Genomic DNA, 25,000 nt, shown 5'->3' with positions numbered 1-25,000 from the left:
GGCCGCCCCCGACACGGGCATCGCTCGGCTGCGTGCTGCCGGTCGACAGGCCCACCGAGACCGGTCCCGGCCGCCACCGGAACGCCCACCGCTGTTCCGGCAGCACCAGGCGCAGACCTGGCGGAGGACCGCGCCGTGTGGCGGCGCCGGCCTCATGCGCCGACCCCGTCAGGGTGCGGCGGTCACTCCCGCCGGCCCTGCATCGTCACCAGCCGATGGAGCACCTCGGGCTCCAATGCCGGGTTCGCCGCGGCCACATGGGCCAGCTCCTCGTCGTCGAGAAGTTCCGTCAGCCGGGGCCGCGGCAGGTTCGGGTGGCGGGTGAGGGCCTCCCGGACAGCGCGGTCTGGGTCCCGGGTGAGGCGCGCCACGGTTGCCGGAGCGGTCCGGGGGTCGCGGGCGGCCAGGGCGCGGACCATGTGGGCACAGCTGCGGGTGCAGGGCGTCGGGCGGCCAGGAGAGAATGAGATCATGGTGATGTGTAGGAAGTGCGGTGCGACAAAGCGCCGTTGGCCCCGTTCCTGTTCCCGGTGCCGCTCCAAGGCCGACCGGGCGGAGACGGCGGCGGACGCCGCCGAGCTGGCGGTGGAGACGGGGCTGCTCGGGTGGATCGGGCGAGGAATCATAGGAATGGTCCGGCTGGTACTGCGCGCGATCGGCTGACCTCACCCACGCGGACCCGGTCCGCCCCCGCCGCCCGGACACGGCCTGATCCGACCCGCTCCGGCCTGCCCGGCCGGGGTCGGGGCGGGTCCGCGTCCACCGCGAAGCGCCGAAGTCGCGCGGTACGGCCGCGGCGTCGTGGCGTACACAGTCGCTCATGGTCCAGGCACTGCCGGGCGGATCGTGGCCGCGTCGGCTGTGGAGGCAGGATGGTTCCATGACGACACCACTGACGATCACTCTCGTGCGCGGGGACATCACTGAGCAGCACGCTGACGTCCTGGTCAACGCGGCCAATTCCTCGCTGCTGGGTGGTGGCGGCGTGGATGGCGCGATCCACCGGCGTGGCGGGCCGGAAATCCTCGCGGCCTGCCGCGATCTGAGAGCCTCGTACTACGGCAAAGGCCTGCCGACCGGGCAGGCAGTGGCGACGACGGCCGGTCGGCTGCACGCGGAACACGTCGTCCACACGGTGGGCCCGGTCTGGTCGCGCACGGAGGATCGTTCCGAGTTGCTGGCCTCCTGCTACCGGGAGTCGTTGCGGGTGGCGTCGGAGCTGGGAGCCCGGACGGTTGCGTTTCCGGCGATCTCCACGGGCATCTACGGATGGCCGCTCGACGACGGAGCGCGGATCGCTGTGCGCACGGTCCGCCGAGCCGCGCTCGCCCCAGTCACCGAGGTCCGGTTCGTGCTCTTCGACGAGGAGGCGTACGCCCGCTTCGAGGAGGCTCTGGCCTCGTAGGCTCGCTCGGCGGCACCCAGCGGGGCCGTGGACCGGTCGTCCGTACATCACGGTGAGGTGCAAGATCGTCCAGTACCGGTATCGATATCGGCGTCGTCCTCGCTCCTGGACCCACCGAAGTCCGGCCGTGCCGGTGCAGCAAGGTCACAGCTCACAGGCGCACCGTTGCAGGGAGCAGTTATGCCGACGCCGGCAGGTCCTGTGATCGCACCCCACCAGAGATCCCCGAAAGACCCGCCAGGCGATGCCAGGCCTGCTGGACACCACCGGGAGCCCGCCCCTCATCTCCAGCCGGCTCCCGAGCCCGATGGTGGGGGAGCCGGAGTTCGAACAGACCCGGCCCCCTGGTTCACCGTCAGACGCTGACAACCGCCTCGGCACGCATCCAGCCTCGTCCGTCTGCTGCCGCATCCGTGGCGACCAGTACGTAGCCGTACTCGTTGTAGGACGCGCCCTCGCACGTCGATGCGCCGACGATGTCGCCGGCGTGCTTGGTCTTGACGACGACACTGCTCGGATTCGGATTCTCGTAGACGCCGGCGGTCGGCCACACGACCCTGTACTGGCAGCCGGCCTGGGCTGCGGCGCCGGCCACGGGGCCGGTGACGAGCACGCCGGTGAGGGCGAGCGCGGAGGCCAGGCCGAGGGTGACGAGACGGGTCATGCGCATGATCGTGGGGCTCCTCAGGGGCAGCGTTATGTCAGGCACATGATGACAGGGATCTTGGGGAGCGTGCAGTCGGCGGGTGGGGGGTGAGCGCTCCGAGACCGCCTCCGTCCCTCCCCGCAGCGCTGTCGCACCCACGTGCCGGCCTCCGCTTATCTGCCCCTCGCCGGGGTACCAGCGGAGCACTGTCCGAGGAGAGGAGCTTGTGATGTCCGAAGCGCGTGATGTGGTGACCGCGATTCTCGAGGACCATCGCACCATGGAGGGCCTGCTGCGACGGATGCGGAGCGTCGAGGAGGACCGCGAGGCGGCCCTGCGGGACTTCGCCGCACTCCTGATCGCCCACGGGGAGGCGGAGGAGACCGAGATCTACCCCGCGCTGAAGCGCTTTCGGAACGTGGACAACGAGGCGGTCGAGCACGGAGAAGAGGAGCACCATGAGGGCAACGAGGCGCTGCTCGCCCTGATGGAGGTGGAGGAGGTCGGCTCGGACGAGTGGGACGAGAAGCTCGAGGAGCTCGCGGCGGCCGTCACCCACCACCTGGACGAGGAGGAGCGCACGATCCTCAACGGGGCCCGGGAGAACGTGCCGGAGGAGCGCCGGGCCGAACTCGGCGAGGTCTTCCTCCGTGACCGCAGCAAGCACCTGAAAGCCGACTGCGGGTCCATCGACAGCGTCCGCGCAGTCGTCCGGGCTCACTGACCGCCGGGCTCACCGGCCGCCCGGCCCGACGGCACCCGTCCGGCCTGACGGCACCCGTCCGGCATCCCGGACGGGTGCCGCGTCGGTTCATGCCCGCCTTCCTGTGGTGCGGCACGGCGGTCCGCGGCACCGAATCGGCCACCAGCCACCCCGTGTCGAAGGAAGACGCCTCGGCCCGACGCGGTACAGGGCTGGTCCAAAGCGGTCCGCGCTCCTAGGCCGTCCGCCGCCGCCCCACGCCTCCGGCGGCACACGTTGACTTCCTCTCCTAGTGCATATTCACTAGTCATCACTGGTGTCCTCGCGCTATGGGGTAGTGATGCGACGGCTGACGACAGGTGGCCTCTTCGCCGGAAGGGCTCGTGGGGCCGTGCTGCGCAGGGATGTGCGGCACGTGAGCGCAGAGAGGTGTGGGACGCTGTGACCACCTCTCCGTTCACGTCGAATGTCCTGGTTCGTTCGGGCGTCGCACGAGTAACTCTCGTCGGCGAACTCGACCTGGACACCGCCCCTCACGTCCTGGAGGTGGTGACGGCTGTCCTGGCGGAGCAGCCGGTGAGCCTTTGCCTGGATCTGACCGGCGTCTCCTTCTGCGACTGCGCCGGACTGAGCGCCTTGCTCAGGGCGCGGGCGGCCGTGCTCCGGGCAGGTGTGGATCTCGTCGTGGAAGGGGTCGGCAGCCAACTGGCACGCCTGCTCTCCCTCATCGGGGCCGGGTATCTCTTCACTGGAGGGAACGCGGCCACGGACACGGAGCGGACGCGCGCTCCGGGAACGCCCGCGATCCGGTGTGACGCGCAATTCGAGCTCATTGCCGCCGGCGAGGTCACCGCCGCCGACTCCGCCACCGCCGACGAGTCCACCACCGCCGACGAGTCCACCACCGCCAGGATGGCTGCCGCCGCCCAAGAGGCCACCGCCGCCAGGAAGGCCACCGAGCAGGCGTCCTTCCGGGACCTTCTGGCATGATCATGCGGTCCGCCACCTAAGGATGCACCGATGCCCTCCCCGTCCCCGCGCAGCCGACCGGTCAGGATCCTCCTGGTCGAGGACCACGACATGGTGGCCGAGGCGATCTGTCTCGCCCTCGAGCGCTCGCCCGACCTTCAGGTCGTGGCGCGTGCGGCATCGGTGGCATCGGCGCTGGCCGACGCGCGGCGCTGCGAGCCGGATGTCGTACTCATGGACCGGCGCCTGCCGGACGGCGACGGGGTGAACGCCATCGCCGACCTGCGCGCTCTCGTACCCGACGTGCGGGTGCTGATCCTTGCGGCCGAGGGCAGCGGGTCGGTGGCCGCCCGCGTCGCGGAGACCGGCGGAGCCGGACTGATCCTGAAGGCGCGCGGTCTGAGGGAACTCGAGGAATCCGTACGCCGGGTGGCGGCGGGCGAGACGGTGTTCAGCCAGGACGTGCTCGGTGACGTGCTGGGACGGCTGACCGGCCGGGCGCCGGGGGTCGGTGCGAACCTGACTCCGCGCGAGCGGGAAGCCCTCGGACTCCTGGGGGAGGGACGCACCACCGCGGAGATCAGTGAGGAGCTGGGGGTCGCCCTGAACACCGGGCGCAACCACGTCCAGCGCGTACTGGAGAAGCTGGGAGCACGCTCCCAACTGGAAGCCGTGACGATCGCGCGACGTGAAGGGCTCCTCGAATGACCCGGGAAGCACGCCCGCAGAAGTGGGCACGCAAGCAGGCTGCTCCCATGTCCGAAACGGCCTTCACGCTGCTGGTCCAAGGCGTGCTGGACTACGGCATCTTCATGCTCGACCCGCAGGGCTACATCATCAGCTGGAACGCGGGCGCCGAACGGATCAAGGGCTACCGAGCCGCGGACATCCTCGGCCAGCACTTCTCGGTCTTCTACCCGCCCGAGGACCAGTCGTCGGGCAAGCCGCAGTGGGAGCTGGAAACCGCAGTGGCCGAAGGAAGGCTGGAGGACGAGGGCTGGCGCGTCCGCCAGGACGGCTCCAGGTTCTGGGCGAACGTGGTCATCACCGCTCTGTGGGACGAGAAGGGCGTACTGCAGGGGTTCGGCAAGGTCACCCGCGACATGTCCGAACGACGAGCGGCGCAACAGGCCCTCAGCGAGCGGCGGCGGCTGTTCGATCACCTGGTCCAGGCGCAGGAGACGGAACGACGCCGTATCGCGTGGGACGTCCACGACGACTCCATCCAGGCCATGGTCGCTGTGGGGATGCGGCTGGAACTACTGGCGGAGCGGGTGCCGGAGGCGCACGCCGCCGAACTGCAGCGTCTCGACGCGACGGTGCGCGAAGCGATCGGGCGCCTCCGGAGTCTGACGTTCCGGCTGCATCCGCCCGGGATCGACAGGCATGGCCTGATCGAAGGGCTCACCAGCCACCTGGACGATGTCGTCCGCTCCTCCTGGGGGATGACCTGTTCGTTCGATCACCAGCTGGACCGTACGCCGACGCCCGAGACGGCCATCACCATCTTCCGGATCGTTCAGGAAGCGTTGCTCAACGTGCACAAGCACGCGCGCGCGAGCAGGGTCGACATCCGCGTCAGGTCTGCCGACGGCGGCATCCTGACGTACGTCGCCGACGACGGAACCGGCGAACCGATGCCCAAGGACCGCACCCGCGAGCACTTCGGGGTCATCGAGATGCGGGAGCGAGCCGAGACGGCAGGCGGGTGGTGGTCCATGCACAGCCGCCCCGGAACGGGGACGACCGTCGAGTTCTGGGTGCCGAACCCGCTGCCGCTTCCGCCCCCGGAGCCGGGGGACGGTGCCCCGTGACCGCGGCGGCATCGGACGGCTCTCCCGGCGCACCGTTCAGCGTGCTGCTCTGTGATGACAATGCGATGCTCCTGGAGACCCTGAGCGAGGTCATCCGGGCTCAGCCCGACATGGAGGTCGTGGCCACCGCGTGCGACGGCGAGGAGGCGCTCCGGCTCGCCGGACGTCATCGACCGGACCTCGTGGTTCTGGACGTCCGCTTCCCGGGGGACGGCCCCTCCGTCGCCAGGGACATGGCGCGGTGCTCACCGGCCAGCCGCATCGTGGCGTTCTCCGCGTACGACGACAAAGGGTCCGTCGAACGGATGGCGAGCGCAGGCGTCTCCGAGTACGTACTCAAAGGCACGAGCAATCGGGAACTCCTCGCGGCTCTGCGCCGGTTGGCGGAACTCCCGTGACAGCGCCAGGGCGGGTGAGGTCCGCCGCGGGGAACGCCTCCGGCTCACTCCAGGGCCATGTGGAGACGCAGGACGAGCCCTTGCGCCACCGTCCGGAACTCGACCAGATCGCACACCTGATGCATGATCCACACACCTCGGCCGCCGGTGGCCGCCTGCGGGTCGGGCCGGCGGCGGCCCGTGAGGGGATCGGCCAGAAGCCCTTGGTCGCGGATCTCCGCGACCAGCTCACCGTCGGCACACCACAGGCGCAGAGTCCCGCGGCCTCCTCCATGACGCACCGAGTTGCTGGTCGCCTCGCCGATGGCGAGGAGCCAGTCCGTGCGGCGGACCGGCGGCAGACCGGCGGCGGCCGCCCAGCGGTCGGCCTCGTCACGCACGAAGGCCAGAGCCTGCTCGCCGAACGGGACGACGACCGCGTCCGGCGGCTCGGGCAGCGGGGTGTCGCAGTCGCGAGAGACCTCATGGGGATCTGTGTAGCGGGAGCTGGCACGATACGCCCCCGGAGCTCCGACCACCGGGTGGGTGCGGTGAGCCTGTGCCAGCACGTCCTCGGGCAACGCCGTGTCGTAGGGACAGAGGATGCTGACCGGGCGACCGGTGAAGGCCAGGTTGATCAGCGCTTCGTGGCGCGTCGCCTCCCACGCCTCCGCCGCCGTACGCCCGACCCAGATCGGCTCTCCGACGATCGAGGCCGGTGTGCCCGCGGCCGCGGCACGGTCGGCGAACTCCTGGAGCATCGACAGGATGCGGCCCGGGTTGCGCCCGGCCTGACGCATGTCCACCCACGTGACGTGCCTGCGGTGGGCCTCGACGAAGTCCTGCAGCAGCGGAAGGGCCGGGCCGGGCACGGCCACCAGCACGGAATGCTCTTGCTCCAAGGCGTCCTGGACGAACGTCCCGACACCGTCGAGGTACTCGTCCTCGGTGCCGTAGAACAGAGCCGGGTGGTAGAAGGCGGCCTCCCGGCCGGGGACGGCCGAGGCCGGCTCGTGCGTTGTCATCGGTCCACGACCTCCACCACGGAGTCGAGCTCCGGGAACAGTTGCAGTAGTCGCCTCAGGGGCGAAGGTGCCTGCCGGACCCTGAGCGGCGCGCCACCCGGCCGCCCGGCCGCGGCACCCGCCAGCGTGGCCAGCGAAGCCGCGTCGAGATGACGCAGTGCCGCGAGGTCCAGCTCCATCCGGGGGGCCGCGCTCGAGAGGACGGCGGCCGCGGCGGCGACCGCTTCCCGTGTGTCGTAGCCGGCCGACCCGGACATCAGCAGTCCGGGCCGGTCCGTCAGCGGCGCCACCCGCAGGGCCGGTACGCCGTGCGGTTCACCTCTGTGCGTCAGGTGGGCGCCGGCCAGGACATTCGCGTGCTCGGGGGACATGAGGCGGCGGTCGTAGAAGCACCACGCGGTCAGCGGAAGATGCGCGAAGACCTCCTCGTGTATGCGCAGCTCGTACTCCAGCAGCCTCTCGGCGCCGGCGACGTCGCTCGCTCCCCAGGACATCTCGCCGACCACCCGCACTCCTGGGTGACCCGAGGCGCGGGCCGCTTCCACCGTGTCGAACCACAGCCCGATCATCGCGTCCGGATCGAAGGCGGAACCGGCCAGGTACGTCCGCGCGGCGACCGACACGGACAGCTGTCCCCGCGCCGCGGCGCCCGCCCCGTCGATGCCCGCGTCGGCAAGCGCGCGCAGCACCCGTTCAGGGTCGGTGGTGTCCGCGAAGTAGTGGACCCTCTCGCCCTTTGCCAGCCCGTCCCGGACGAAGGCGCCGAGGTGCTCCGCCCACTGCTGGTCGTCGGAGAAGACCACGCTGGAGTGGTGCCCCTCCCGCGACTCCGGCCCGGGGTGCGCCGCACCCCTTTCCGCCACCGGCACGCTGTGCCCCCCTTGCCGTCCGATGTGCCCTCCCGAACATGGAAACACGCTTTCCTCCGCGGAATCTCCGCACCGGGTCGGCGGGTCCGCTGGAGAAGCGCCGGGTGAGCGTGGAGTGTCGCACGAACCGGCGTGTCGTGGAGGGCCTGGTCAGGGCAGACAGTGTCTCAGGGGGCCTCACCCGCCGACTGCCGGGGGCCGGTCGTCGGCCGAAGCCCTGGAGAGATTGTGCCGGAGCAGGAGAAGAGGACACGTCGATGGACGAGGACACGACCGCGAAGGACGCTCCTGTACGGCTGCTGCTCGTCTCGGACACCCATGTGCCCCTGCGCGCCAAGCGGCTCCCGGACGAACTGCTGCGCGAGACGGACCGGGCGGACGTCGTGATCCACGCCGGGGACTGGGTCGACGCGGCCACCCTGGACCTGCTGGAGGGACGGGCGCGACGCCTGATCGGGGTGCACGGCAACAACGACGGCCCGGATCTGCGGGCCCGGCTGCCGGAGGTGGCCCGCGTCCGCCTCGGGGGCCTGCGGTGGGGCGTCGTCCACGAGACGGGGCCGGCCCGCGGTCGGGAGGCGCGCTGCGCCGCGCAGTACCCGGACCTGGACGTCCTCGTCTTCGGCCACAGCCACATCCCCTGGGACACCGAGGCCCCGGGCGGGCTGCGCCTGCTGAACCCGGGGTCGCCGACGGACCGCAGACGGCAGCCGTACTGCACGTACATGACGTGCACATCGGCGGACGGGGCGCTCGGCGAGGTCGTCCTGCACCGCCTGCCGAGGCGCTGAGTCGCCCGCCGGGACCGCGCTGCTCGACGGTGGGCGCCCGGTTCTCCCGCGGCTACGCCTGCCGTCCCGGCAGTCCGTGACGGCCGCCGCGGACCGGACCCGGCTCAACCACGGCTGCGCCGTGACCGTGCCGCGGCGATGACCCCGAGGACCGCGCCGACAGCCAGGACAAGAAGCCCTCTCAGCCAGACCTCCTGCTCGATGCGCGTGGCCAGGGCGACGCAGGACACGGCCCCGAGAACGGGTACAGCCGTCGGCGCCCGGAAGTGCTCGCGAGGGGCGGCATCGCGACGCAGTACCAGGAGCGCGGTGTTGACGAGGAAGAAGACCACGAGGAGAAGCAGGACCAGCGTGGAGGCCAGGGTGGAGACATCCCCGGTCAGTGCCAGGAGCAGGGCGAGGCCGGTGGTTGCGGCGATCGCGGCCCAGGGCGTGCGCCGACGGGGCAGCACCTTCGTCAGGAAACCGGGCAGGAGGCCGTCCCGCGCCATGCCGTAGGCCAGGCGTGAGGACATGATGCCCGTCAGCAGTGCCCCGTTCGCGACGGCCACCAGGGCGATGGCACTGAAGACTTCGGTGGGCACCCCGCCGGCGGCCCGGACGACCTCGAGGAGCGGCCCGCTCGACCCGGCGAGCGTTTCGGTCGGCACGGCCGCCGCGGCTGCCGCTCCGACCAAGGCGTACACCGCGCCCGCCGTGATCAGGGCGCCGAACAGTGCTCTCGGATATGAGCGGCGGGGGTCACGGGTTTCCTCGGCCACGTTGACGGAGGTCTCGAACCCCACGAAGGAGTAGTAGGCGAGCACCGCTCCGCTCAGGAGGGCCGCCACGGGCCCCTCGCTCGCGGTACCCAACTCCGTCAGCCTTCCCGCGTCGCCGTCGCCGCGCCACACGATCCAGGCTCCGAGCCCGATCACGAGCAGTAGCCCGCTGACCTCGACGACCGTGGCGACGACGTTGGCCCGAGTCGACTCACTGATCCCTCGCGCGTTCAGCAGCGCCAGAGCCACCAGGAAGACGATCGTCACGAGCACCACGGGAGGAGAGACGAACTCGGACAGGTAGTCGCCGCCGAATCCGCGGGCCAGGGCGGCCACCGACACGACTCCGGCGGCGAGCATGCAGAAGCCGGCGAAGAACCCGACGAACGGCCCGTACGCCAAGGTGGCGTAATGCGAGGCGCCGCCCGCGCGCGGATATTTGGTGACCAGCTCCGCGTACGAGGCCGCTGTCAGCAGGGCCAGAGCCAGCGCGGCGAGCAGGGGCGCCCACACGGCGCCGCCCGATTTCGCGGCGACCTGGCCCACCAGCACGTACACCCCCGCACCGAGGACGTCGCCGAGGATGAAGAAGTAGAGCAGCGGGGTGGTCAGGGACTTCTTGAGCGTTGCCGGCGCGTGTGAGGCCGGGAGCGTTGCGGGGGGAGTTTTCACGTCGTCCCGTATACCCGGCCCGGCGTCGGCGAGACAGCGGACACCCGGAGGGCGTCCGGGGTCAGGTGTACGCAGCGGTCGCCCTGTTCGTGGAGTCATCACCCATCCGCGGCAGCGAAAGGGGTGCCCGGCTTACGCCACCACGGGCCGCGCCTCCCGCCGCTGCCGACGCCGCGGAGCCCGGCGGCCCGGCGACGCTGTGGTGCCTGGAGGCCACGGGGTGAGGGCTGTGCGGGAGACGCAAGCATTTCGTCCCTGCTCGAAGGAGCCGGGCGGACGCTTGTCAGCGGTAGGTGCCCCCGCTACGTTTCCGGCAGCTCACCGGGCCTCGACCCGGCTCCGTCCGGGCCGCCTACCCTACCTAGGAGCATTCGTGAGGTTCCTCAGACGCCTTCCGGTCCTGTTCGTCGCCGCCCTGACGGCCCTCGCCGGACTGTCGGTCGCCCCGGCGCAGGCGGGGGAGGCCGGTACGACGGCCGCACCCGCCTTCAAGGCTCCCTACCCCTGCGGCCAGCGCTGGACGTACAGCCACCACTCGGCCGAAGTGCGCCGCGCGCTGGACTTCGTGCGCTCCGACGGCGGTGCGACGGCAGGCACCCCGGTGCTCGCCTCGGCGGCCGGCACGGCGACCCGTTACTCGCAGCCGAGCGGTGCCGGTAACTACGTGGCCATCGACCACGGCGGCGGCTGGAAGACGTACTACTTCCACCTCTCCGCCTACTCCGTCCCCAGCGGCGCGTACGTCGCCCAGGGGCAGCAGATCGGTGTCACCGGCAGCACCGGCAACTCCTCCGGGGCACACATCCACTACGAGCAACTGCTCAACGGTGTGGGCCAGAACATCGTCATCAACGGCGCGGCCCTCTCCTACCCCGGCAGCTACAACCAGGCGTACCTGACGAGCGACAACGGCTGCGGCGGCAGTGGCGTCCCCTTCAACACGTGGGGCAGCGGGGTGAACGTCCGGTCCGACGCCCGCGTCAGCGCGCCCGTCGTCACCACCCTCGCCGGTCCGACGGCTGTGCGCGTACTGTGCCAGAAGCAGGGCGACACCGTCAACGCCGAGGGATACAGCAACAACTGGTGGAGCAAGCTGCGTGACCAGAACGGCTTCATCAGCAACATCTACATCGATCATCCGGACGCGAAGCTGCCCGGCGTCCCGCTCTGCTGAGCCACCGCGATCGCCCGTAGAAGGTCCGGCCGGCGCCCGGTTCCGGCCGGACCCCCGTACGTCGCGGTCGAAGCGGCGCCCGGCCGTAGCAACCATCTGGCATGCATGCGTCATTTCAGTGATGCGCGTAGAGTTCGCCGGACGGCGCGACCGGCGTCCGCGACCACCGGGGGTGCGCGTGCTACGGGTGGACTTCACGAGCCAGGAACTGGCCCGCCTACGCGTCGCGTCCGGCGTGGACCCGCTCTGGGAGACCGCGCTGAGTCTGCACCTCCTGCAGAACCGCCAGGCGCCGCTCACCTTCGGGGCGTGGCGCCGGGAGGTGGTCGCGGCCCTGCGGCGGTCCGGCCTCGTCCCGGTGACACGCGCACTGACGCGACTCTGCCCGGACGGCTCCTACTTCCCGGACTTCCTCACCCCCGGCCGCGGGGACACGGACCTGGAGACGGGGCTCGACCGGCTGCTCTCCACACCTCGACGCCGCCTCCGCGCCGAGATCGGCCGACTCCACGCGCACAGGGCAGGCCCTGTCCCGCCCGGCCTGCGCACCCTGGCCGACGGATGCCCCGAGGCGCTGCACCGCCTGGGAACGGCCCTGCGCGCCTACCATCAGGTCGCCGTCGAGCCCTACCTCAGCGCGATGCGCGCGCAGGTGACGGCCGACCGGACCGTACGCGCCCAAGCCGTCCTCAGCCACGGCGCGGAGGGCCTGCTCACCGGGTACGACCAACTGCCCGGGTGGCGCTACCGAGAGGGAAGGCTGCGCGCTCCGTATCCGGTCGAGCGTGAACTGAGCCTGCGGGGCAGGACGCTCACCCTTGTGCCGGCCTTCTTCTGCGTACGCGCACCGCTCGCCCTCGTCGACGAGGAACTGCCGCCGGTCCTGGTCCACCCCCTCTCGCCCGTGCCCGGCTGGCTCGAACGCAGCCGCTCCGGCGGGGACGCCCCCGTGGCCCAGCTCATCGGCGCCTCCCGTGCCGCACTCCTCCGGCTGCTGGACCGGCCGATGACCACGATGGACATCGCCGCGGCGCTGTGCCTCGCGCCGTCGACGGCCAGTCGGCACGCCAGCGTGCTCCGCGAGGCGGGACTGCTGCTCTCCCAGCGCCAAGGCGTGCGGGTGCTCCACCATCGGACCGGACTCGGCCGGGCGGTGCTGGAGGGCGTCCTGAAGTGAGCGCCGTGCGGGCGGGAGCCCGGGATCCGGTGTGGGGGAGGGGAGTCGGGGGGTGCGGGGCACGGCCGCCCGAACTGAAGGCCTGCCTGGTCCGTTTCCGGATCTCAGGCAGGCCCTCCTCCGCCGATGCGGACGGATGCCGGGATGACGGGTGCGGGTAGCGCACCCGCCATCCCGGCATCCGTCAGTAGGTGTGTCCCATGTGGGCCAGAGCCTGCTTCAGAAGTACACCGTGGCCACCCGGCATCTCGCTCTGCACAGCCGGTGAGGCCGCCTCCTGCGGGCTGAACCAGACCAGGTCCAGCGCGTCCTGCCGCGGGCGGCAATCTCCGGTCACCGGTACGACGTAAGCGAGGGACACCGCGTGCTGGCGTGGATCGTGGAACGGGGTGACACCCCTGGTGGGGAAGTATTCGGCAACGGTGAAGGGCTGAAGCGAGGCGGGAACACGCGGCAGGGCCACCGAACCGAGATCCTTCTCCAGATGCCGCAGCAGGGCGTCACGGACTCGCTCGTGATGCAGGACCCGGCCGGAGACGAGGGCGCGGCTCATGGTTCCGTCGGTGCCGATCCGGAGGAGCAGCCCGATGCTGGTGACATCGCCGCTCTCGTCCACCCGCACAGGAACCGCCTCGACGTAGAGGACGGGCATCCGGGCCCTGGCCATGTCCAGTTCGTCCGTCGTGAGCCAGCCGGGAGTGGTTTCCGTCATGTCAGACATCGCTTGATCATACTTACCCACCCGCGATTCCGGTCGCATGTCTGCCACAGTTCACTCGCCTCCTGCCGAGACTTCGTCGCACAGTCGCGTCCCCATCTGCCCCCGTCGGCTGCCCGACCGAACCAGCGCCTGACCCATCGAGATGCTCGGCCCCCGTCACAGGACGTCGTCCGGTGGGGCGACGGCTGGGCCGAGTCCCGGTGGACGGAGGGCAGTTGGGTTCTTCTCCTCAGCGTCGTGGCGTCTCGGGACAACAACAGCATCGGTTTCTCAAGGGCTTGGATCTCCGGGCAGGTTCGGTCCTCCTGGCACTCGCATCCGCTCCGGCATCGTCAGCCGATACTCCGGCTCCGATATCGTCGGCCGATATCGGAGTCCGTGAGAGACGCGGCTCCGTCGCCGGGGGTTGGGGCCATGAGCAAGCCGTCGAGGGCCGTCGGGCCGGAGCAGTTGCAGCGGCGGCTGGGGGTGTCCGACGCCGTGATTATCGGCCTGGGGGCGATGATCGGGGCGGGGATCTTCGCCTCACTCGCACCGGCAGCGCGCGCGGCCGGCTCCGGGCTGCTGATCAGCCTGGCTCTGGCCGCCGTGGTCGCGTTCTGCAATGCCACCTCCTCAGCACGGCTCGCCGCCCGGTACCCCGCCTCGGGCGGCACCTACGTGTACGGCCGCGAGCGGCTCGGCGACTTCTGGGGCTACCTCGCCGGGTGGGGGTTCGTGGTGGGCAAGACCGCCTCCTGCGCGGCCATGGCTCTCACGGTGGGCTCGTACGTGTGGCCGGGCCAGGCCCACGCGGTCGCGGTGGCGGCTGTGGTGGGGCTGACCGCGGTGAACTGTGCCGGGGTGCAGAAGTCCGCGTTGCTGACCCGGGTGATCGTCGCCGTGGTCCTGGCGGTCCTTGCCGCCGTGGTGGCCGCCTCGCTCACCTCGTCAGCGTCGAGCGCCGCCCGGCTCGACGTCGGGGACGACGCGACCTTCGGCGGGGTGCTCCAGGCGGCGGGCCTTCTGTTCTTCGCCTTTGCCGGGTACGCGCGCATCGCCACCCTCGGCGAGGAGGTCCGCGACCCGCAGCGCACCATCCCCCGGGGTATCGCGATCGCACTCGGCATCACGCTGGTCGTCTATGCGGCCGTCGCCGTCTCCGTGCTGAGCGTCCTCGGCCCGCAAGGGCTGGCGCAAGCAGCCGCGCCCCTGTCGGACGCCGCCAGGGCGGCGGGCGCGGACTGGCTGGTGCCGGTGGTGCGTGCCGGCGGGGCGGTGGCGGCGCTCGGTTCCCTCCTGGCCCTGATCCTCGGTGTCTCGCGCACCACCCTGGCCATGGCCCGCGATCGGCACCTGCCCCACGCCCTGGCTGCGGTACACCCGAAGTACAAGGTGCCGCACCGCGCCGAACTCGTGGTGGGCACAGTGGTGGCCGTGGTCGCCGCGACCGGGGACGTGCGCGGTGCGATCGGGTTCTCCTCCTTCGGCGTCCTGGCGTACTACGCCATCGCCAACGCCTCCGCCTGGACCCTCACCCCGGACAAGGGCCGCAAGGCCAGGGCGATTCCCGTACTAGGGCTGGCCGGCTGCCTCGTCCTGGCCTTCGCCCTCCCGGTGTCCTCCGTGGTCCTGGGTGCCGCGGTCCTGGCCCTCGGCGCCGCCGCCTACGGTGTCCGGCGCGCGGTGGCCGCACGCAGGGTGTGACCCGCGGTCAGGCGGTCATCCGGATCGACCGGCCGGCGCGGCGCAAGCGGTACAGAGCCCGGCCACCGAGAAACACGCCGCCCAGGCCCAGCGGCACAGCTATGACGGCGCCGACAAGTCCGTTACCGGTGCCGGGACCCCCGCTGGAGGTGGCCAGGTGCAGCACCGCGAGGACCGTGCCCACCGCCCCCACCGCGACGGCCGACATCCCGCCGGTGCGCGCCCTGCCGCTCCGGCCGCTGGAACGCGCAAGGGCTCGCCAGCCGATCACCACGCCGAGCAGACCTACCCCGAGGGCCAGGTTGGCTCCCGTTCGCCCGTCGCCGATGATCCCGCCCTCTGCGGCCGCCACCAGCACTGCTGAAGCGCTCATCACCGCTCTCCCCTCTCCGTCGTCGAACGTTGTGATGCGCCCTGAGGATGCGCCCCGTGTCCCCTGCCGGTCGTCCAGCAGGCGCGGGCACTTCTCCCTGCCGCCGCCGCGGCATCCGGGTACCGCGGGTGCCGTAGGCGACGCGTCCGTACCGCGCCTGCGGTAGCCGGCCGCTCGTCCGTCAGCCGGGCTCGCCGGCCACCGGATCCGGCTACGGTGCACCCATGAGAATGGGGCGGTTCGCTGTTCCGGCCATGGTCACCGACTGGTCGATCGCTGTGGGGGTGGCGGCGCTGCTGCTGAGCACCGCCCTGTCCGGGCCCCACCCGTCCGGGGGCCGCGAGGTGCTCGGCACGGCGCTTCTGGCGACCGGAGCGCTGGCGCTGGCCGCGCGCCGCCAGGCACCGCGCGTGGTGCTGGCCGTCGCAGGGCTGTGCGCGGTGGGACACCAGGCGGCCGGGTTCGAAGTGCTCGCCGTCTCCTACCTGGTCGCCGTGTACAGCGCCGTACGCGCCGGCCACCGCACCGTCGCCCTGGCCGCGTCCGTGGGCCTGCTGACCGCGCTGCTGCTCACCTCCTCGGTCCTCCCCGGCGGCCCTGCGCGTGAGGTCGTGACGCAGGCCCGGACCACTCTGGAGATCGCCTGGCTGATCGCGGCCTTCGCCACGGGAGAGGCCGTGCGCCAAGCCGAACGGCGGGCGGACGAAGCCGAGCGCACCCGCGAGGAGACCGCCATGCGCCGGGCGGACGAAGAGCGGCTGCGCATCGCCCGGGAGCTGCACGACTCGCTCACCCACCAGATCTCGGTCATCAAGGTGCAGTCCGAGGTCGCCGTCCACGTGGCCCGGCGGCGGGGTGAGCAGGTGCCGGCGGCCCTGCTGGCGATCCAGGAAGCCGGCCGGGAGGCGAGCAGGGAGCTGCGCGCGACCCTGGAGGCGCTGCGCGACGACGACATCGCCCCGCCGCACGGACTCGACGACATTCCCCGTCTGGTGAAACAGTTCCGAACGACCGGTCTGGAGACGGCGTTGACGATCGACGGGCCCTCGCACGCCGTGCCGGCCGCAGTAGGACGCACCGCTTACCGGATCGTTCAGGAGTCGCTGACCAACATCTCCCGGCACGCCGCCGCCACCACCGCCTCGGTGTCGATCGACCACCGGCCGGGCACACTCGCGATTTGCGTAGACGACGACGGAAAGGCCATGCCTGACACCGCGCCGACGCCCGGCCTGGGGCTGCTGGGCATGCGCGAACGCGTCACCGCGCTGGGCGGTCGCCTGAGCGCAGAGCCTCGCAGCGCGGGTGGTTTCTCCGTCCGGGCCGAACTTCCCTCGGGCGAAGCGTCGTGATCCGGGTCGTGCTGGTCGACGACCAGCCGCTCCTGCGGAGCGGCTTCCGCGCGCTGCTCGACCTCGAGGACGACATCGAGGTCGTGGGCGAGGCGGCCGACGGCGACGAAGGCCTGACGCTCATCAGGACAGAACTGCCCGACGTCGCGCTCGTCGACATCCAGATGCCCGTCATGGACGGCATCGCGACAACCCGGCGCATAGCCGCCGACCCTTCCCTGGCCGGCGTGCACGTCGTCATGCTGACCAACTACGGCATGGACGAGTACGTCTTCGACGCGCTGCGCGCCGGCGCCGCCGGGTTCCTCGTCAAGGACATCGTGCCGGAGGACTTCCTGCACGCCGTGCGGGTCGCCGCCCGCGGTGACGCCCTGCTCGCACCGTCGATCACCCGCAAGCTCATCGACCGGTACGTCACCCAGCCGCCGTCCGCCCGCACCGGCGGCGGACTGGAGGAACTCACCGGCCGCGAACGCGAGGCGGTCGCCCTCGCCGCGCAGGGCCTGTCCAACGACGACATCGCCGGCCGCATGGTCATCAGCCCGTCGACCGCCAAGACCCACATCAACCGGGCCATGGCCAAGCTCGGCGTCCGCGACCGCGCCCAGCTCGTGGTCCGTGCCTACGAATCCGGCCTGGTGACCCCGCGTACCTTCTGACCCCGGCGCCCGGCCCTTCCACCGGACGACCGAGGCGGGAAGGGGGCCTGGCCGCTTCGGCCTACGTCCACTCGGTGGACCGGCCGACGGTCTCGGTCTCGGACGTGGTCTCGCGTTCGCCGATGCCGACCAGACCCGTTTCGTAGGCGACGATGACGGCCTGGACGCGGTCGCGGAGTCCGAGCTTGCCGAGGATGCGGGCGACGTGCGTCTTGACGGTCGCCTCGGCGAGATGGAGGCGGGCCGCGAGTTCGGCGTTGCTCAGTCCTCGGGCCAGCAGGCCGAGGACCTCCAGTTCACGCGGGGTGAGCGAGGCGAGGTCGCGGTGGAGGGCGGCGGTGTCGCTGCCCCGCCGGGTGAACCGCTGCACGAGACGGCGGGTGATGGCGGGAGCGAGGAGAGCGTCGCCGGTACGGACCGTACGGACGGCTGCGGTCAGCTGCTCGGGGGTGACGTCCTTGAGGAGGAAGCCGCTGGCCCCCGCGGACAGCGCCGCGTAGACGTAACGGTCGAGGTCGAAGGTCGTCAGGATGATCACGCGCGGTTCGCCGGCCGTGCCGGTGAGGATGCGGCGGGTGGCCTCCAGACCGTCCATCACGGGCATCCGGACATCCATCAGAACCACGTCGGGGCGGGTGCGGCTGACCGCTTCGACCGCTTCGAGGCCGTTGGTCGCCTCGGCGACGACATCGATGCCGTCGGCACCGAGGATCATCCGGAATCCGGTGCGGACGAGCGTCTGGTCGTCGGCCAGCAGCACACGCAGCGGCTCGGTCACGGTGTCTCCAAGGGGATCAGGGCTTCCACACGGTAGCCGCCGGTGAGCCGCCGGCCGGTGTTCAAGGTTCCGTCGTAGAGGGCGAGACGCTCGCGCAGGCCGATCAGGCCGCGGCCGCTTCCGGTACCCGCACCCGGGCGCCCGCCGGTGTCGGTGACTTCCACCCGGAGGTGCTGAGGACCGTACTCGACGGTGACGGCGGCGGTGGCGCCCGACGCGTGCTTCACAGCGTTGGTCAAGCCCTCCTGGACCACGCGGTACGCGGCGAGTTCGAGGCCGGGGGTAAGGGGGCGGGGCGGTCCCGTCACGGTCAGGCCGACGCGCAGCCCGGTGTCCCGTACACGGCCGACGAGCGTCTCCAGCTGGTCGAGGCCGGGCTGCGGGGACAGCTCTGCCCCCGCGTCCCTGTCCGTGCCGTCCGCCCGGTCGTCCATGGTGAGCAGGCCCATGACGTGGCGCAGTTCGGTCATGGCCGCCCGGCCACCCGCCTCCACGGCCAGCAGCGCCTCGCCGGCCTGCTCGGGGGAGGTTTTCATGATCTTGCGGGCAGCGCCCGCCTGGATGACCATCACGCTGACGTTGTGGGTGACGACGTCGTGCAGTTCGCGGGCGATCCTGGCCCGCTCGTGCTCGACGGCCCGGCGCAGGACCTCGGCCTGTTCGCGCTCCAGGGCGGAGAGCCGCGTGCGGCCTTCGGCGGTACGGAGTTTCCAGGTACGCAGACCGACGGCGGCCCCGGCCATCGGGACCAGGATCAGCAGGGCGATGTATTCGTTGGGGACGATCGGTGTCACCGAGTTCCCCGAGGTGCAGACCAGGGCGACCGACACCGGCAGCGCGGCCAGGGTGGCCGTCCGGTACGGGCTGTGCACGGCGGCGCTGTACACGGCGACGACGAACGCGTAGAAGGTCAGCCGCATCACGCTGTGCGGAGTCGCCAGCGTCGCGGCCGTCACGACGCACAACACGGCGAACGGGTAGCGGCGGCGCAGCGCCAGAGCACCGGAGGCGACGGCCGCGAGGGTCACCATGAACGCCATGCCACCGGGGCCGTACGGGCGCGGGACGGCCACCTCCACACCGGGTGCGACCTCTCGCAGCACGACGACGCCGGTGTTGTCGACGCCGTAGTAGACGGTGGCGGTCCCGAGTACCAGTGCCACCAGTACGTCGAACTGCCAGGCGCGCCGGGTGGGCCGCAGCGGTGGGCCACTCGGAGTCCTGGCATCGCGGACCGCGTCGCGGGCGGCCCTCCGCAGCCGCACCAGCGTCGTACGCACGTTCATCACCGGCTCATTGTCGCTGCCGCCCGGGCCTGTGGGATCCGACTCGAAGGCCGTTCCCACCGGACCGCATACATCGCACGCCTACATCGCAGGGATGACATCTGCGGTGCTCATCCCGACGCGTTACCGCAAGGGGTCCGGGCGGGCGACGCGCGCGGGCCGGGGCCGCTCCTAGCGTTCACACAGCGCACACAGCCCACCGACCCTACGCAAGGAGCCCTTTCATGACCGTGCCGGTGATCGAACTTCGCGGGGTGAGCCGCCGATACGACGACGGCCCGCCCGCCCTGCACGAGGCGTCGCTGACCGTGCGGCGAGGCGAGGCCGTGGCGATCCTCGGTCCTTCCGGCAGCGGCAAGTCCACGCTGCTCAATCTGATCGCGGGCCTTGACCGGCCGGACACGGGGACCGTCACCGTGGACGGGGTGCGCGTGGACGAGCTGAGCGAGTCCGGCTCCGCCCTCTACCGGCGTTCGAAGATCGGCATGGTCTTCCAGTTCTTCAACCTGCTCGACGATCTGACCGTCACCGACAACGTCGTCCTGCCGGCACGCCTCGCGGGCATGGCACGCGCCGAGGCGGGCCGGCGGGCGGCGGAGCTCCTGGAGAACCTCGGCGTCGACCGGCACGCCCGGGCCTGTCCCGGGCGGCTGTCCGGCGGCGAGCGGCAGCGCGTCGCTGTGGCCCGGGCGCTGATGAACAGGCCGCCACTGCTGCTGGCCGACGAGCCGACCGGCGCCCTGGACACAGCCGCCGGACAGGACGTCAGCAGGCTGCTCAGGGACCTCAACGCCGACGGCCAGACCCTCGTCGTGGTCACCCACGACCTGTCCCTCGCCCGGTCCTGCACGCGGCGTACGGTCAGGATCGCCGACGGCCGGGTCACCGAGGACGTCCCGTCGCAGGCAGTCTCCCCGGAGGCCGTCCGTTGAGCGCGCTCTCCGAAGTCGTGCGCTCGGGGGTGGGACGCCGCCGGGTGCAGACGCTGGTGGTCGGGCTCGCAGCGATGATGGCGGTGGCCGCTTCCGTCCTGGGCGGATCGCTGATGGTGGTCTCCGGCGCACCCTTCGACGACGCCTTCGCCCAGCAGCGTGGCGCACATCTCTCGGTCGACTTCGACGCGGGCGAGGTGGGCGCCGGACAGCTGTCGAAAACCAAGGACACCGCGGGGGTGAGCGGCGCGGCCGGACCGTTCCGCACGGCGACCGTCACCCCGCGGGCGGGCGAGGCGGGCCCGGGCTGGCCGATGACCGTCGTAGGCCGGCCCGATCCCGGACGGGACGTCGACACGATGGCGCTGAGCGAGGGACGGTGGCCCGCCCGTCCCGGCGAGATCGTGCTGTCCGCCGACTCCTCGCTCATCCCGGCCCTGGGCAGGAGGGTCACCTTCACCCATCTGCCCGAGGAACCGGCCCTCACGGTGGTCGGTGTCGCCCGCTCGGTCACGCGGACCGCCGATGCCTGGGTGGTCCCGGCCCAGATGCCGGCGCTCACCGCGCCCGGAAGCGGCGGGTACCAGATGCTCTACCGCTTCACGAAAGCGGGCACCGCCGCGCAGATCACCGCGGGCGGCAAAGCCGTGACACGGTCCCTGGCGCCGGGAGCGGCCGTCGGCGAACAGTCCTGGCTGACCGTCAAGAAGGACGCCGAGCGCGACACCGCCCTCTACGTCCCGTTCCTCATGGCGTTCGGCGCCCTGGGCCTTGTCATGTCGACCCTCATCGTCGGTAACGTCGTCGCGTCAGCCGTCGGCACGGGAACGCGCCGCATCGGGATCCTCAAGGCCGTCGGCTTCACCCCGGCCCAGGTCGTACGCGCCTACATCGGCCAGGCACTGATCCCGGCCGGCGTCGGTACAGCTCTCGGCGTCCTCGCCGGCCACCTGCTCGCCGTCCCGGTGATGGCCGAGACAGCGGCGGTCTACGGCTCCTCGTCCCTGGCCATCGCCCCCTGGGTCGACCTGGCGGTGATCGCCGGGGTGCTCGGCCTGGTGACGGCCACCGCGTGGGCGAGTGCCTGGCGGGCCGGGCGGCTGCGTACGGTCGATGCGCTCGCCGTCGGGCGTAACGCCTCGGCGGGGCGCGGCCGGTGGGCGGCCCGCCTGGCCGGACGCCTGCCCTTGCCGCGGCCGGTGGCCCTCGGCCTGTCCTGGCCCTTCGCGCGGCCCGCCCGCGCGCTCGCCATGGGTACGGCGATCCTGTTCGGCGCCGTCGCGGTCACGTTCACCGTGGGGATGGGCGCCACGCTCGGCAAGGTGATGGACGCCAAGGCCCACGACGTCGCCGACGTCACCGTGCCCGCGCCCATGCCGGACTTCGGGCCTCAGCCCCCCGGCGGCAGGAAGCAGCCCGACGCCGACCCCGCCGCAGTAGCGGAGGCCGTCGAGTCCGCCGCCGGAACCGGCACGTACTACCGCGCCTCGACAGTCCGCTCGACCGTGTCGGGCCTGGCCGGCACCGTCGACGTGGTCGCCTTCACCGGCGACGCCTCGTGGGGCGGCTACACGATGGTCGCGGGCCGCTGGATCGACAGGCCCGGCGAGGCCGTGGTCCCCACCCCCTTCCTGACCGCCACCGGCACCCGCATCGGCGACAGCATCACCCTGAGCGGCCTGGCCGAGCCGGTCACGGTCCGGCTCGTCGGCGAAGTCCTCGATCCCCGTAATTCCGGCATGCAGGTCTTCACCGACGCCTCGACCCTCACCGCCGCGCATCCCGACCTGACAGACACGAGCCATCACATCGCGGTCACGTCAGGTACCGACGTCTCCGCCTACATCACCGCGCTGAACAAGGACCTGGCACCGCTGGGTGCCACCGCTCAGGCCGGCGGACGCGACGCCGGCGGCGACATGGTCGTCACGCTCAACGCGCTGTCCGCGATGCTGACGCTGATGCTCGTCGCCGTCGCGGCGCTCGGTGTGCTCAACGGCGTGCTGCTCGACACCCGCGAGCGGGTACGGGAGATCGGTGTCCACAAGGCGCTCGGCATGACCCCGCGACAGACCGTCGCGATGGTCCTCACCTCGGTCGTGGTGACCGGCCTGGTCGCGGGCGCCCTGGGTGTGCCGCTGGGCGTGGCCCTGCACGGCTGGGTCCTGCCCGCGATGGGTGACAGCGTGGGACTGCGGCTGCCCGATTCCGTCATCGCCGTGCACGACGGCACCGTACTGGTCCCGCTCGCACTGGGCGGCCTGCTCATCGCCACTCTGGGCGCACTCCTGCCCGCCGGCTGGGCCGCCAGGACCCGGACTGCCACCGCCCTGCGCACCGAGTAGGAGGTCGAATGCGGAGCTCCTGCCCCCGCCGCGGCAGCGGTGGGGGCAGGCCGGCCGGCCACCGCGACCGGGCCGGTGCTGGAGGCGGCCGACCTGGTCGCGGTGGGGTCGGGGCTCTGGCCCCGGACGTCTCAGTGCCGGCGGCGGTCGAGCACCCCGATGAGAACGGCGAGGTCGGCCGCCCCGGCGGGGTCATCCGCGTAGCGGGTGGTCTGGAGAGGACCGACCTCGGGGAGGACGATGTCCTCCCGGGCCAGGACATGGACCAAGGTCAACAGCGCGGCGCGGGCATTGCCGTCGGTGAAGGGGTGGAAGAACGCCACGTCGAGGTAGGCCCGGGCCGCGCGGGCGGCCAACGGGACGTGCGGGTCGGTCGTTTCGCGGAGGCAGGAATCGAAGTCGGCCTGCGTGTCGGGTGTCAGGACGTAGCGCTCGCGGCCGGCCTTCGCATGGGCGTCACCCGAGCGGAACGATGCCTGCGTCGCACCGAGGACCTCGCGCTGCCAACCGGCCAGCAGGGCGAAGTCCAGCGGGGTGCGGCGTGCGGCGTCGCCTCGGGCCAGGGCGTGTGCGGCGAGCAGACGGCCGGCGCGCACAGGATCGCGCCGGCGCACCGGTCCCTCGCACCACGCCCGGAACCCGTCGCGGCCGTGCGGGGTCCGTCGCAGGGCCGGTGCCCGTTGCCAGTCGACCTCACGGCGCACGCGCTGCCAGACCGAAAGGCTGTCAGCAGCGGTCATGGAGTTCCTCCAGCTCGGCCCTCTCACGGTGGTCCTGGTACGGAGGGTGGCCGGTGAGGCCGGCGGCCAGGTCCTCGCCGACGGTCTCGATCAGCCCCCGTTCCGGGGCGACCCAGCTCTCGAACCGGCCGCCGATCGCGTCGTTCACCGCTCGCGCGGCTTCGGCGTCGTCCATTCCGGTGGAGGTGAGGAACCAGCCCAGGACGATCGAGGCCTGGACGTGCCAGCCGCCCTCCGCACCCGAGTCCAGCGTGTGGGTCACGAGCCGGACGCAGGCCCGTTCCAGGTGCCAGCTGCGATTCTCGGGGGAGGCGTCCGGTGGCGGAGCCATCTCGGCGAAGCGCCGGGCTGTCCGCTCCAGCCAGTCCCGCCACTCCAGCAGTGCGGCTACGACGCGTTCCGCGGTCTCCTCGGGGGTCGTCACCGAGTCGGCCCCGCTCACCCAGTTACCGATGGGACCGCCGTCGCGGTAGGACCAGCTCCAACCCCAGGCCCAGCTGCCGTAGCGTTCCCGGACCGTCGCGTCCACCTGACTCTCGCACCAGCGTTCGCCCTGCCACCAGCCGGCCATTCCGGAGAGCACAGGTGGTACCCACGCGCGGACCAGCGAGCGGAGGTGGGCCTCCTCGTCCTCGTCCCAGGCGAACGGGTGGAGAGCCGGGTCGAACGCGTCCCAGTTCCGGATGTCCTCGTAGGTGAGGAGAGGCACACGGTTCTCGGGAAAGGGCAAGGTGTCACGGTTGTACGTCAGCGCCGGCCACACTTCCTGTCCGAGGTGTTCGACCCATCAGTCTCGGCTCGAAACTCCGGGAGCGCGAACGGTTTTCATCGGGTCAGCACCGGGCAGCCCCGACCGCGGGGAGACCGGGGGTTTCCTGGGCCGGCAGGAGGGCGGCCGTGTCCCCGACGCCGTTCGGACGGCCGGCCGTGTGGGTACGGCAGGCCGTCGGGGAGGCGCCGGGAGTCACGGCCAGAGCAGCTGCTTGTCCCAGCCGTCGTCGGAACGGAGGTAGGTGAGCCGGGTGTGCTTGCGCTGCTTGTCGCCCTGCCAGAACTCGACGCTGTGAGGAGCCAGGGTGTACAGGGTCCACTCCGGCACCACCAGGTCCGGCTCGCGTTCCAGCCGGGCGAGCGACTCCTCAGTCGCCGCCGAGACGCTCTTCGGGTCGTCCAGCGGCCTGCTCTGCATGCCGGCCAGCGCCTCCGCGCGGGATCCCAGTGAGCGGGCGAGGAAGTCCTGGGCGCTGAGCTCCGGGCTCTCGGGCGCCACCGCGCCGCGAAGCCGCACCTGGCGGGCCTGCAGCGGCCAGTAGAACGTGAGAGCGGCCGCCGGAGTGGCCGCCAGGTCCTGGCCCTTGGGGCTGGCCGCGTGGGAGGCGAAGCTCCAGCCGGCCGGGCCGACGTCCTTCAGCAGCAGCACCCGGGCCGACGGGGTGCCGTCCTGCCCCGCCGTCGACAGCGTCATGGCGTGCGGTTCGCGCACGCCTGCCGCGATGGCCTCCGTCAGCCACTCGGTGAACAGGTCCTGCGGTGTGTCCGGGGTGTCCTGCGGACCGAACCGGGGCAGGGCGCCGGCGAACACGTCAAGACTCCGGAGCACCTCACGCACGGTGGGTGACTTCTGCTCAGTGGCCATGTGTCTCGCTTCTCCACTCGGGGTTCGCAGGATCTTCAAGGACGGCGTGAACGGTACCGGGCGGCTCCGGGAGGGCCCGGCGGAGCATGCCGTGCGTCCGGCCGGATCC

At 71.7% G+C, this 25,000-nt stretch carries 27 protein-coding genes; 15 read left to right on the top strand and 12 right to left on the bottom strand.

The features are described from left to right. Nucleotides 1-182: 182 nt before the first annotated feature. Nucleotides 183-473, bottom strand: coding sequence for a hypothetical protein (locus ACFYQ6_RS29015; protein WP_361585556.1), 291 nt, complete (start codon nt 471-473; stop codon nt 183-185). On the opposite strand from ACFYQ6_RS29015, the gene ACFYQ6_RS29010 reads away from it, so the two are divergent. Together ACFYQ6_RS29010 and ACFYQ6_RS29005 are read left to right on the top strand one after the other, a co-directional pair. Continuing rightward, nucleotides 472-663, top strand: a complete 192-nt coding sequence (locus ACFYQ6_RS29010) for a hypothetical protein (protein ID WP_388765744.1) — start codon at nt 472-474, stop codon at nt 661-663. The two genes, ACFYQ6_RS29015 and ACFYQ6_RS29010, sit on opposite strands and share 2 nt — an antisense overlap. Nucleotides 664-880: 217 nt before the next feature. After that, entirely contained in the window at nt 881-1,405 is a 525-nt protein-coding gene (locus ACFYQ6_RS29005) for an O-acetyl-ADP-ribose deacetylase (protein WP_388765742.1), read from the top strand. A 355-nt stretch (nt 1,406-1,760) separates the two neighbouring features. Here ACFYQ6_RS29005 and ACFYQ6_RS29000 read toward each other — a convergent pair whose 3' ends face one another. After that, nucleotides 1,761-2,069 carry a glycosyltransferase gene (locus ACFYQ6_RS29000; RefSeq protein WP_388765740.1) on the bottom strand — a complete coding sequence of 103 codons (309 nt, stop codon included), beginning with the start codon at nt 2,067-2,069 and terminating at the stop codon, nt 1,761-1,763. 211 nt (nt 2,070-2,280) lie between these two features. On the opposite strand from ACFYQ6_RS29000, the gene ACFYQ6_RS28995 reads away from it, so the two are divergent. The 5 genes from ACFYQ6_RS28995 (at nt 2,281) to ACFYQ6_RS28975 (ending at nt 5,935) form a co-directional block, all read left to right on the top strand. Further along, nucleotides 2,281-2,775 (top strand): hemerythrin domain-containing protein, encoded by a 495-nt coding sequence (locus tag ACFYQ6_RS28995; RefSeq protein WP_388765738.1) that lies wholly within the window; start codon nt 2,281-2,283, stop codon nt 2,773-2,775. Nucleotides 2,776-3,195: 420 nt separating this feature from the next. Beyond that, a complete protein-coding gene (locus ACFYQ6_RS28990; protein ID WP_361587082.1) occupies nt 3,196-3,744 on the top strand; it encodes an STAS domain-containing protein in 549 nt (182 codons plus the stop codon). Nucleotides 3,745-3,774: 30 nt separating this feature from the next. Continuing rightward, nucleotides 3,775-4,431 carry a response regulator transcription factor gene (locus ACFYQ6_RS28985; protein ID WP_361587079.1) on the top strand — a complete coding sequence of 219 codons (657 nt, stop codon included), beginning with the start codon at nt 3,775-3,777 and terminating at the stop codon, nt 4,429-4,431. Nucleotides 4,432-4,478: 47 nt separating this feature from the next. Continuing rightward, the gene (locus tag ACFYQ6_RS28980; protein ID WP_361587076.1) at nt 4,479-5,537 is read left to right on the top strand and encodes a PAS domain S-box protein; all 1,059 of its coding nucleotides are present in this window, start codon (nt 4,479-4,481) and stop codon (nt 5,535-5,537) included. Next, nucleotides 5,534-5,935 carry a response regulator transcription factor gene (locus tag ACFYQ6_RS28975; protein ID WP_361587074.1) on the top strand — a complete coding sequence of 134 codons (402 nt, stop codon included), beginning with the start codon at nt 5,534-5,536 and terminating at the stop codon, nt 5,933-5,935. Before ACFYQ6_RS28980 ends, ACFYQ6_RS28975 begins: the two co-directional genes overlap by 4 nt. A 44-nt stretch (nt 5,936-5,979) precedes the next feature. On the opposite strand, the gene ACFYQ6_RS28970 is transcribed toward ACFYQ6_RS28975, so the two are convergent. Further along, the gene (locus ACFYQ6_RS28970) at nt 5,980-6,939 is read right to left on the bottom strand and encodes a sensor histidine kinase (protein WP_361587072.1); all 960 of its coding nucleotides are present in this window, start codon (nt 6,937-6,939) and stop codon (nt 5,980-5,982) included. Continuing rightward, nucleotides 6,936-7,808, bottom strand: a complete 873-nt coding sequence (locus tag ACFYQ6_RS28965; protein ID WP_361587069.1) for an MEDS domain-containing protein — start codon at nt 7,806-7,808, stop codon at nt 6,936-6,938. Before ACFYQ6_RS28965 ends, ACFYQ6_RS28970 begins: the two co-directional genes overlap by 4 nt. A 257-nt stretch (nt 7,809-8,065) precedes the next feature. Here ACFYQ6_RS28965 and ACFYQ6_RS28960 point away from each other — a divergent pair, with 257 nt between their 5' ends. Continuing rightward, nucleotides 8,066-8,599 (top strand): metallophosphoesterase, encoded by a 534-nt coding sequence (locus tag ACFYQ6_RS28960; protein WP_361587067.1) that lies wholly within the window; start codon nt 8,066-8,068, stop codon nt 8,597-8,599. 104 nt (nt 8,600-8,703) lie between these two features. Here ACFYQ6_RS28960 and ACFYQ6_RS28955 read toward each other — a convergent pair whose 3' ends face one another. Beyond that, complete coding sequence (locus ACFYQ6_RS28955; protein WP_361587064.1) at nt 8,704-10,032, bottom strand: APC family permease; 1,329 nt, start codon at nt 10,030-10,032, stop codon at nt 8,704-8,706. A gap of 373 nt (nt 10,033-10,405) precedes the next feature. Between ACFYQ6_RS28955 and ACFYQ6_RS28950 the strand changes: the two genes are divergently transcribed. Both ACFYQ6_RS28950 and ACFYQ6_RS28945 read left to right on the top strand, forming a co-directional pair. Further along, nucleotides 10,406-11,206, top strand: a complete 801-nt coding sequence (locus ACFYQ6_RS28950; protein ID WP_361587061.1) for a M23 family metallopeptidase — start codon at nt 10,406-10,408, stop codon at nt 11,204-11,206. Between the two features lie 187 nt (nt 11,207-11,393). Then, the gene (locus tag ACFYQ6_RS28945) at nt 11,394-12,383 is read left to right on the top strand and encodes a helix-turn-helix domain-containing protein (RefSeq protein WP_361587058.1); all 990 of its coding nucleotides are present in this window, start codon (nt 11,394-11,396) and stop codon (nt 12,381-12,383) included. Nucleotides 12,384-12,567: 184 nt separating this feature from the next. Here the strand turns inward: ACFYQ6_RS28945 and ACFYQ6_RS28940 are convergent, their stop codons facing one another. Further along, nucleotides 12,568-13,104: an NUDIX hydrolase family protein gene (locus tag ACFYQ6_RS28940; RefSeq protein WP_361586823.1), complete on the bottom strand. Its 537-nt coding sequence runs from the start codon at nt 13,102-13,104 to the stop codon at nt 12,568-12,570. A 414-nt stretch (nt 13,105-13,518) separates the two neighbouring features. Between ACFYQ6_RS28940 and ACFYQ6_RS28935 the strand changes: the two genes are divergently transcribed. Then, on the top strand, nt 13,519-14,790 hold the full coding sequence (locus ACFYQ6_RS28935) for an APC family permease (RefSeq protein WP_388765733.1): 1,272 nt from the start codon (nt 13,519-13,521) through the stop codon (nt 14,788-14,790). A gap of 7 nt (nt 14,791-14,797) precedes the next feature. Here ACFYQ6_RS28935 and ACFYQ6_RS28930 read toward each other — a convergent pair whose 3' ends face one another. After that, nucleotides 14,798-15,163: a DUF6223 family protein gene (locus tag ACFYQ6_RS28930; protein ID WP_361586829.1), complete on the bottom strand. Its 366-nt coding sequence runs from the start codon at nt 15,161-15,163 to the stop codon at nt 14,798-14,800. A 224-nt stretch (nt 15,164-15,387) separates the two neighbouring features. Here ACFYQ6_RS28930 and ACFYQ6_RS28925 point away from each other — a divergent pair, with 224 nt between their 5' ends. Further along, the gene (locus tag ACFYQ6_RS28925; RefSeq protein ID WP_388765731.1) at nt 15,388-16,515 is read left to right on the top strand and encodes a sensor histidine kinase; all 1,128 of its coding nucleotides are present in this window, start codon (nt 15,388-15,390) and stop codon (nt 16,513-16,515) included. Further along, the gene (locus ACFYQ6_RS28920) at nt 16,512-17,174 is read left to right on the top strand and encodes a response regulator (protein ID WP_388765728.1); all 663 of its coding nucleotides are present in this window, start codon (nt 16,512-16,514) and stop codon (nt 17,172-17,174) included. Before ACFYQ6_RS28925 ends, ACFYQ6_RS28920 begins: the two co-directional genes overlap by 4 nt. 61 nt (nt 17,175-17,235) lie before the next feature. Here the strand turns inward: ACFYQ6_RS28920 and ACFYQ6_RS28915 are convergent, their stop codons facing one another. Then, nucleotides 17,236-17,952 carry a response regulator transcription factor gene (locus ACFYQ6_RS28915; protein WP_361586838.1) on the bottom strand — a complete coding sequence of 239 codons (717 nt, stop codon included), beginning with the start codon at nt 17,950-17,952 and terminating at the stop codon, nt 17,236-17,238. Beyond that, nucleotides 17,949-19,238, bottom strand: a complete 1,290-nt coding sequence (locus tag ACFYQ6_RS28910; RefSeq protein ID WP_388765726.1) for a sensor histidine kinase — start codon at nt 19,236-19,238, stop codon at nt 17,949-17,951. The genes ACFYQ6_RS28915 and ACFYQ6_RS28910 overlap by 4 nt, the downstream gene beginning before the upstream one ends. Before the next feature lie 224 nt (nt 19,239-19,462). Between ACFYQ6_RS28910 and ACFYQ6_RS28905 the strand changes: the two genes are divergently transcribed. Next, a complete protein-coding gene (locus tag ACFYQ6_RS28905) occupies nt 19,463-20,170 on the top strand; it encodes an ABC transporter ATP-binding protein (RefSeq protein ID WP_361586843.1) in 708 nt (235 codons plus the stop codon). Continuing rightward, entirely contained in the window at nt 20,167-22,515 is a 2,349-nt protein-coding gene (locus tag ACFYQ6_RS28900; RefSeq protein WP_388765722.1) for an ABC transporter permease, read from the top strand. Before ACFYQ6_RS28905 ends, ACFYQ6_RS28900 begins: the two co-directional genes overlap by 4 nt. 131 nt (nt 22,516-22,646) lie before the next feature. On the opposite strand, the gene ACFYQ6_RS28895 is transcribed toward ACFYQ6_RS28900, so the two are convergent. The 3 genes from ACFYQ6_RS28895 to ACFYQ6_RS28885 form a co-directional block, all read right to left on the bottom strand. Further along, nucleotides 22,647-23,255, bottom strand: a complete 609-nt coding sequence (locus ACFYQ6_RS28895) for a Fic family protein (RefSeq protein ID WP_388765719.1) — start codon at nt 23,253-23,255, stop codon at nt 22,647-22,649. Beyond that, a complete protein-coding gene (locus ACFYQ6_RS28890; protein ID WP_388765718.1) occupies nt 23,242-23,985 on the bottom strand; it encodes a hypothetical protein in 744 nt (247 codons plus the stop codon). The genes ACFYQ6_RS28895 and ACFYQ6_RS28890 overlap by 14 nt, the downstream gene beginning before the upstream one ends. Nucleotides 23,986-24,219: 234 nt before the next feature. Continuing rightward, on the bottom strand, nt 24,220-24,891 hold the full coding sequence (locus tag ACFYQ6_RS28885; protein WP_361586854.1) for a pyridoxal 5'-phosphate synthase: 672 nt from the start codon (nt 24,889-24,891) through the stop codon (nt 24,220-24,222). Nucleotides 24,892-25,000 lie beyond the last annotated feature (109 nt).

The sequence above is a fragment of the Streptomyces sp. NPDC005494 genome (assembly GCF_042872025.1).
In the GTDB taxonomy this organism is placed as follows: Bacteria; Actinomycetota; Actinomycetes; order Streptomycetales; family Streptomycetaceae; genus Streptomyces.
Note: the sequence above shows the minus strand (reverse complement) of the source record. Positions and strands in the feature narration are given on the sequence as shown.

Bases quoted from the DNA above. Each gene is read 5' to 3' on its own strand.
- ACFYQ6_RS29010 (WP_388765744.1), top strand. From the start codon at position 472: ATGGTGATGTGTAGGAAGTGCGGTGCGACAAAGCGCCGTTGGCCCCGT.
- ACFYQ6_RS29015 (WP_361585556.1), bottom strand. From the start codon at position 473: ATGATCTCATTCTCTCCTGGCCGCCCGACGCCCTGCACCCGCAGCTGT.
- ACFYQ6_RS29005 (WP_388765742.1), top strand. From the start codon at position 881: ATGACGACACCACTGACGATCACTCTCGTGCGCGGGGACATCACTGAG.
- ACFYQ6_RS29000 (WP_388765740.1), bottom strand. From the start codon at position 2,069: ATGACCCGTCTCGTCACCCTCGGCCTGGCCTCCGCGCTCGCCCTCACC.
- ACFYQ6_RS28995 (WP_388765738.1), top strand. From the start codon at position 2,281: ATGTCCGAAGCGCGTGATGTGGTGACCGCGATTCTCGAGGACCATCGC.
- ACFYQ6_RS28985 (WP_361587079.1), top strand. From the start codon at position 3,775: ATGCCCTCCCCGTCCCCGCGCAGCCGACCGGTCAGGATCCTCCTGGTC.
- ACFYQ6_RS28980 (WP_361587076.1), top strand. From the start codon at position 4,479: ATGTCCGAAACGGCCTTCACGCTGCTGGTCCAAGGCGTGCTGGACTAC.
- ACFYQ6_RS28970 (WP_361587072.1), bottom strand. From the start codon at position 6,939: ATGACAACGCACGAGCCGGCCTCGGCCGTCCCCGGCCGGGAGGCCGCC.
- ACFYQ6_RS28960 (WP_361587067.1), top strand. From the start codon at position 8,066: ATGGACGAGGACACGACCGCGAAGGACGCTCCTGTACGGCTGCTGCTC.
- ACFYQ6_RS28940 (WP_361586823.1), bottom strand. From the start codon at position 13,104: ATGTCTGACATGACGGAAACCACTCCCGGCTGGCTCACGACGGACGAA.
- ACFYQ6_RS28935 (WP_388765733.1), top strand. From the start codon at position 13,519: ATGAGCAAGCCGTCGAGGGCCGTCGGGCCGGAGCAGTTGCAGCGGCGG.
- ACFYQ6_RS28930 (WP_361586829.1), bottom strand. From the start codon at position 15,163: ATGAGCGCTTCAGCAGTGCTGGTGGCGGCCGCAGAGGGCGGGATCATC.
- ACFYQ6_RS28925 (WP_388765731.1), top strand. From the start codon at position 15,388: ATGAGAATGGGGCGGTTCGCTGTTCCGGCCATGGTCACCGACTGGTCG.
- ACFYQ6_RS28910 (WP_388765726.1), bottom strand. From the start codon at position 19,238: ATGAACGTGCGTACGACGCTGGTGCGGCTGCGGAGGGCCGCCCGCGAC.
- ACFYQ6_RS28905 (WP_361586843.1), top strand. From the start codon at position 19,463: ATGACCGTGCCGGTGATCGAACTTCGCGGGGTGAGCCGCCGATACGAC.
- ACFYQ6_RS28895 (WP_388765719.1), bottom strand. From the start codon at position 23,255: ATGACCGCTGCTGACAGCCTTTCGGTCTGGCAGCGCGTGCGCCGTGAG.
- ACFYQ6_RS28885 (WP_361586854.1), bottom strand. From the start codon at position 24,891: ATGGCCACTGAGCAGAAGTCACCCACCGTGCGTGAGGTGCTCCGGAGT.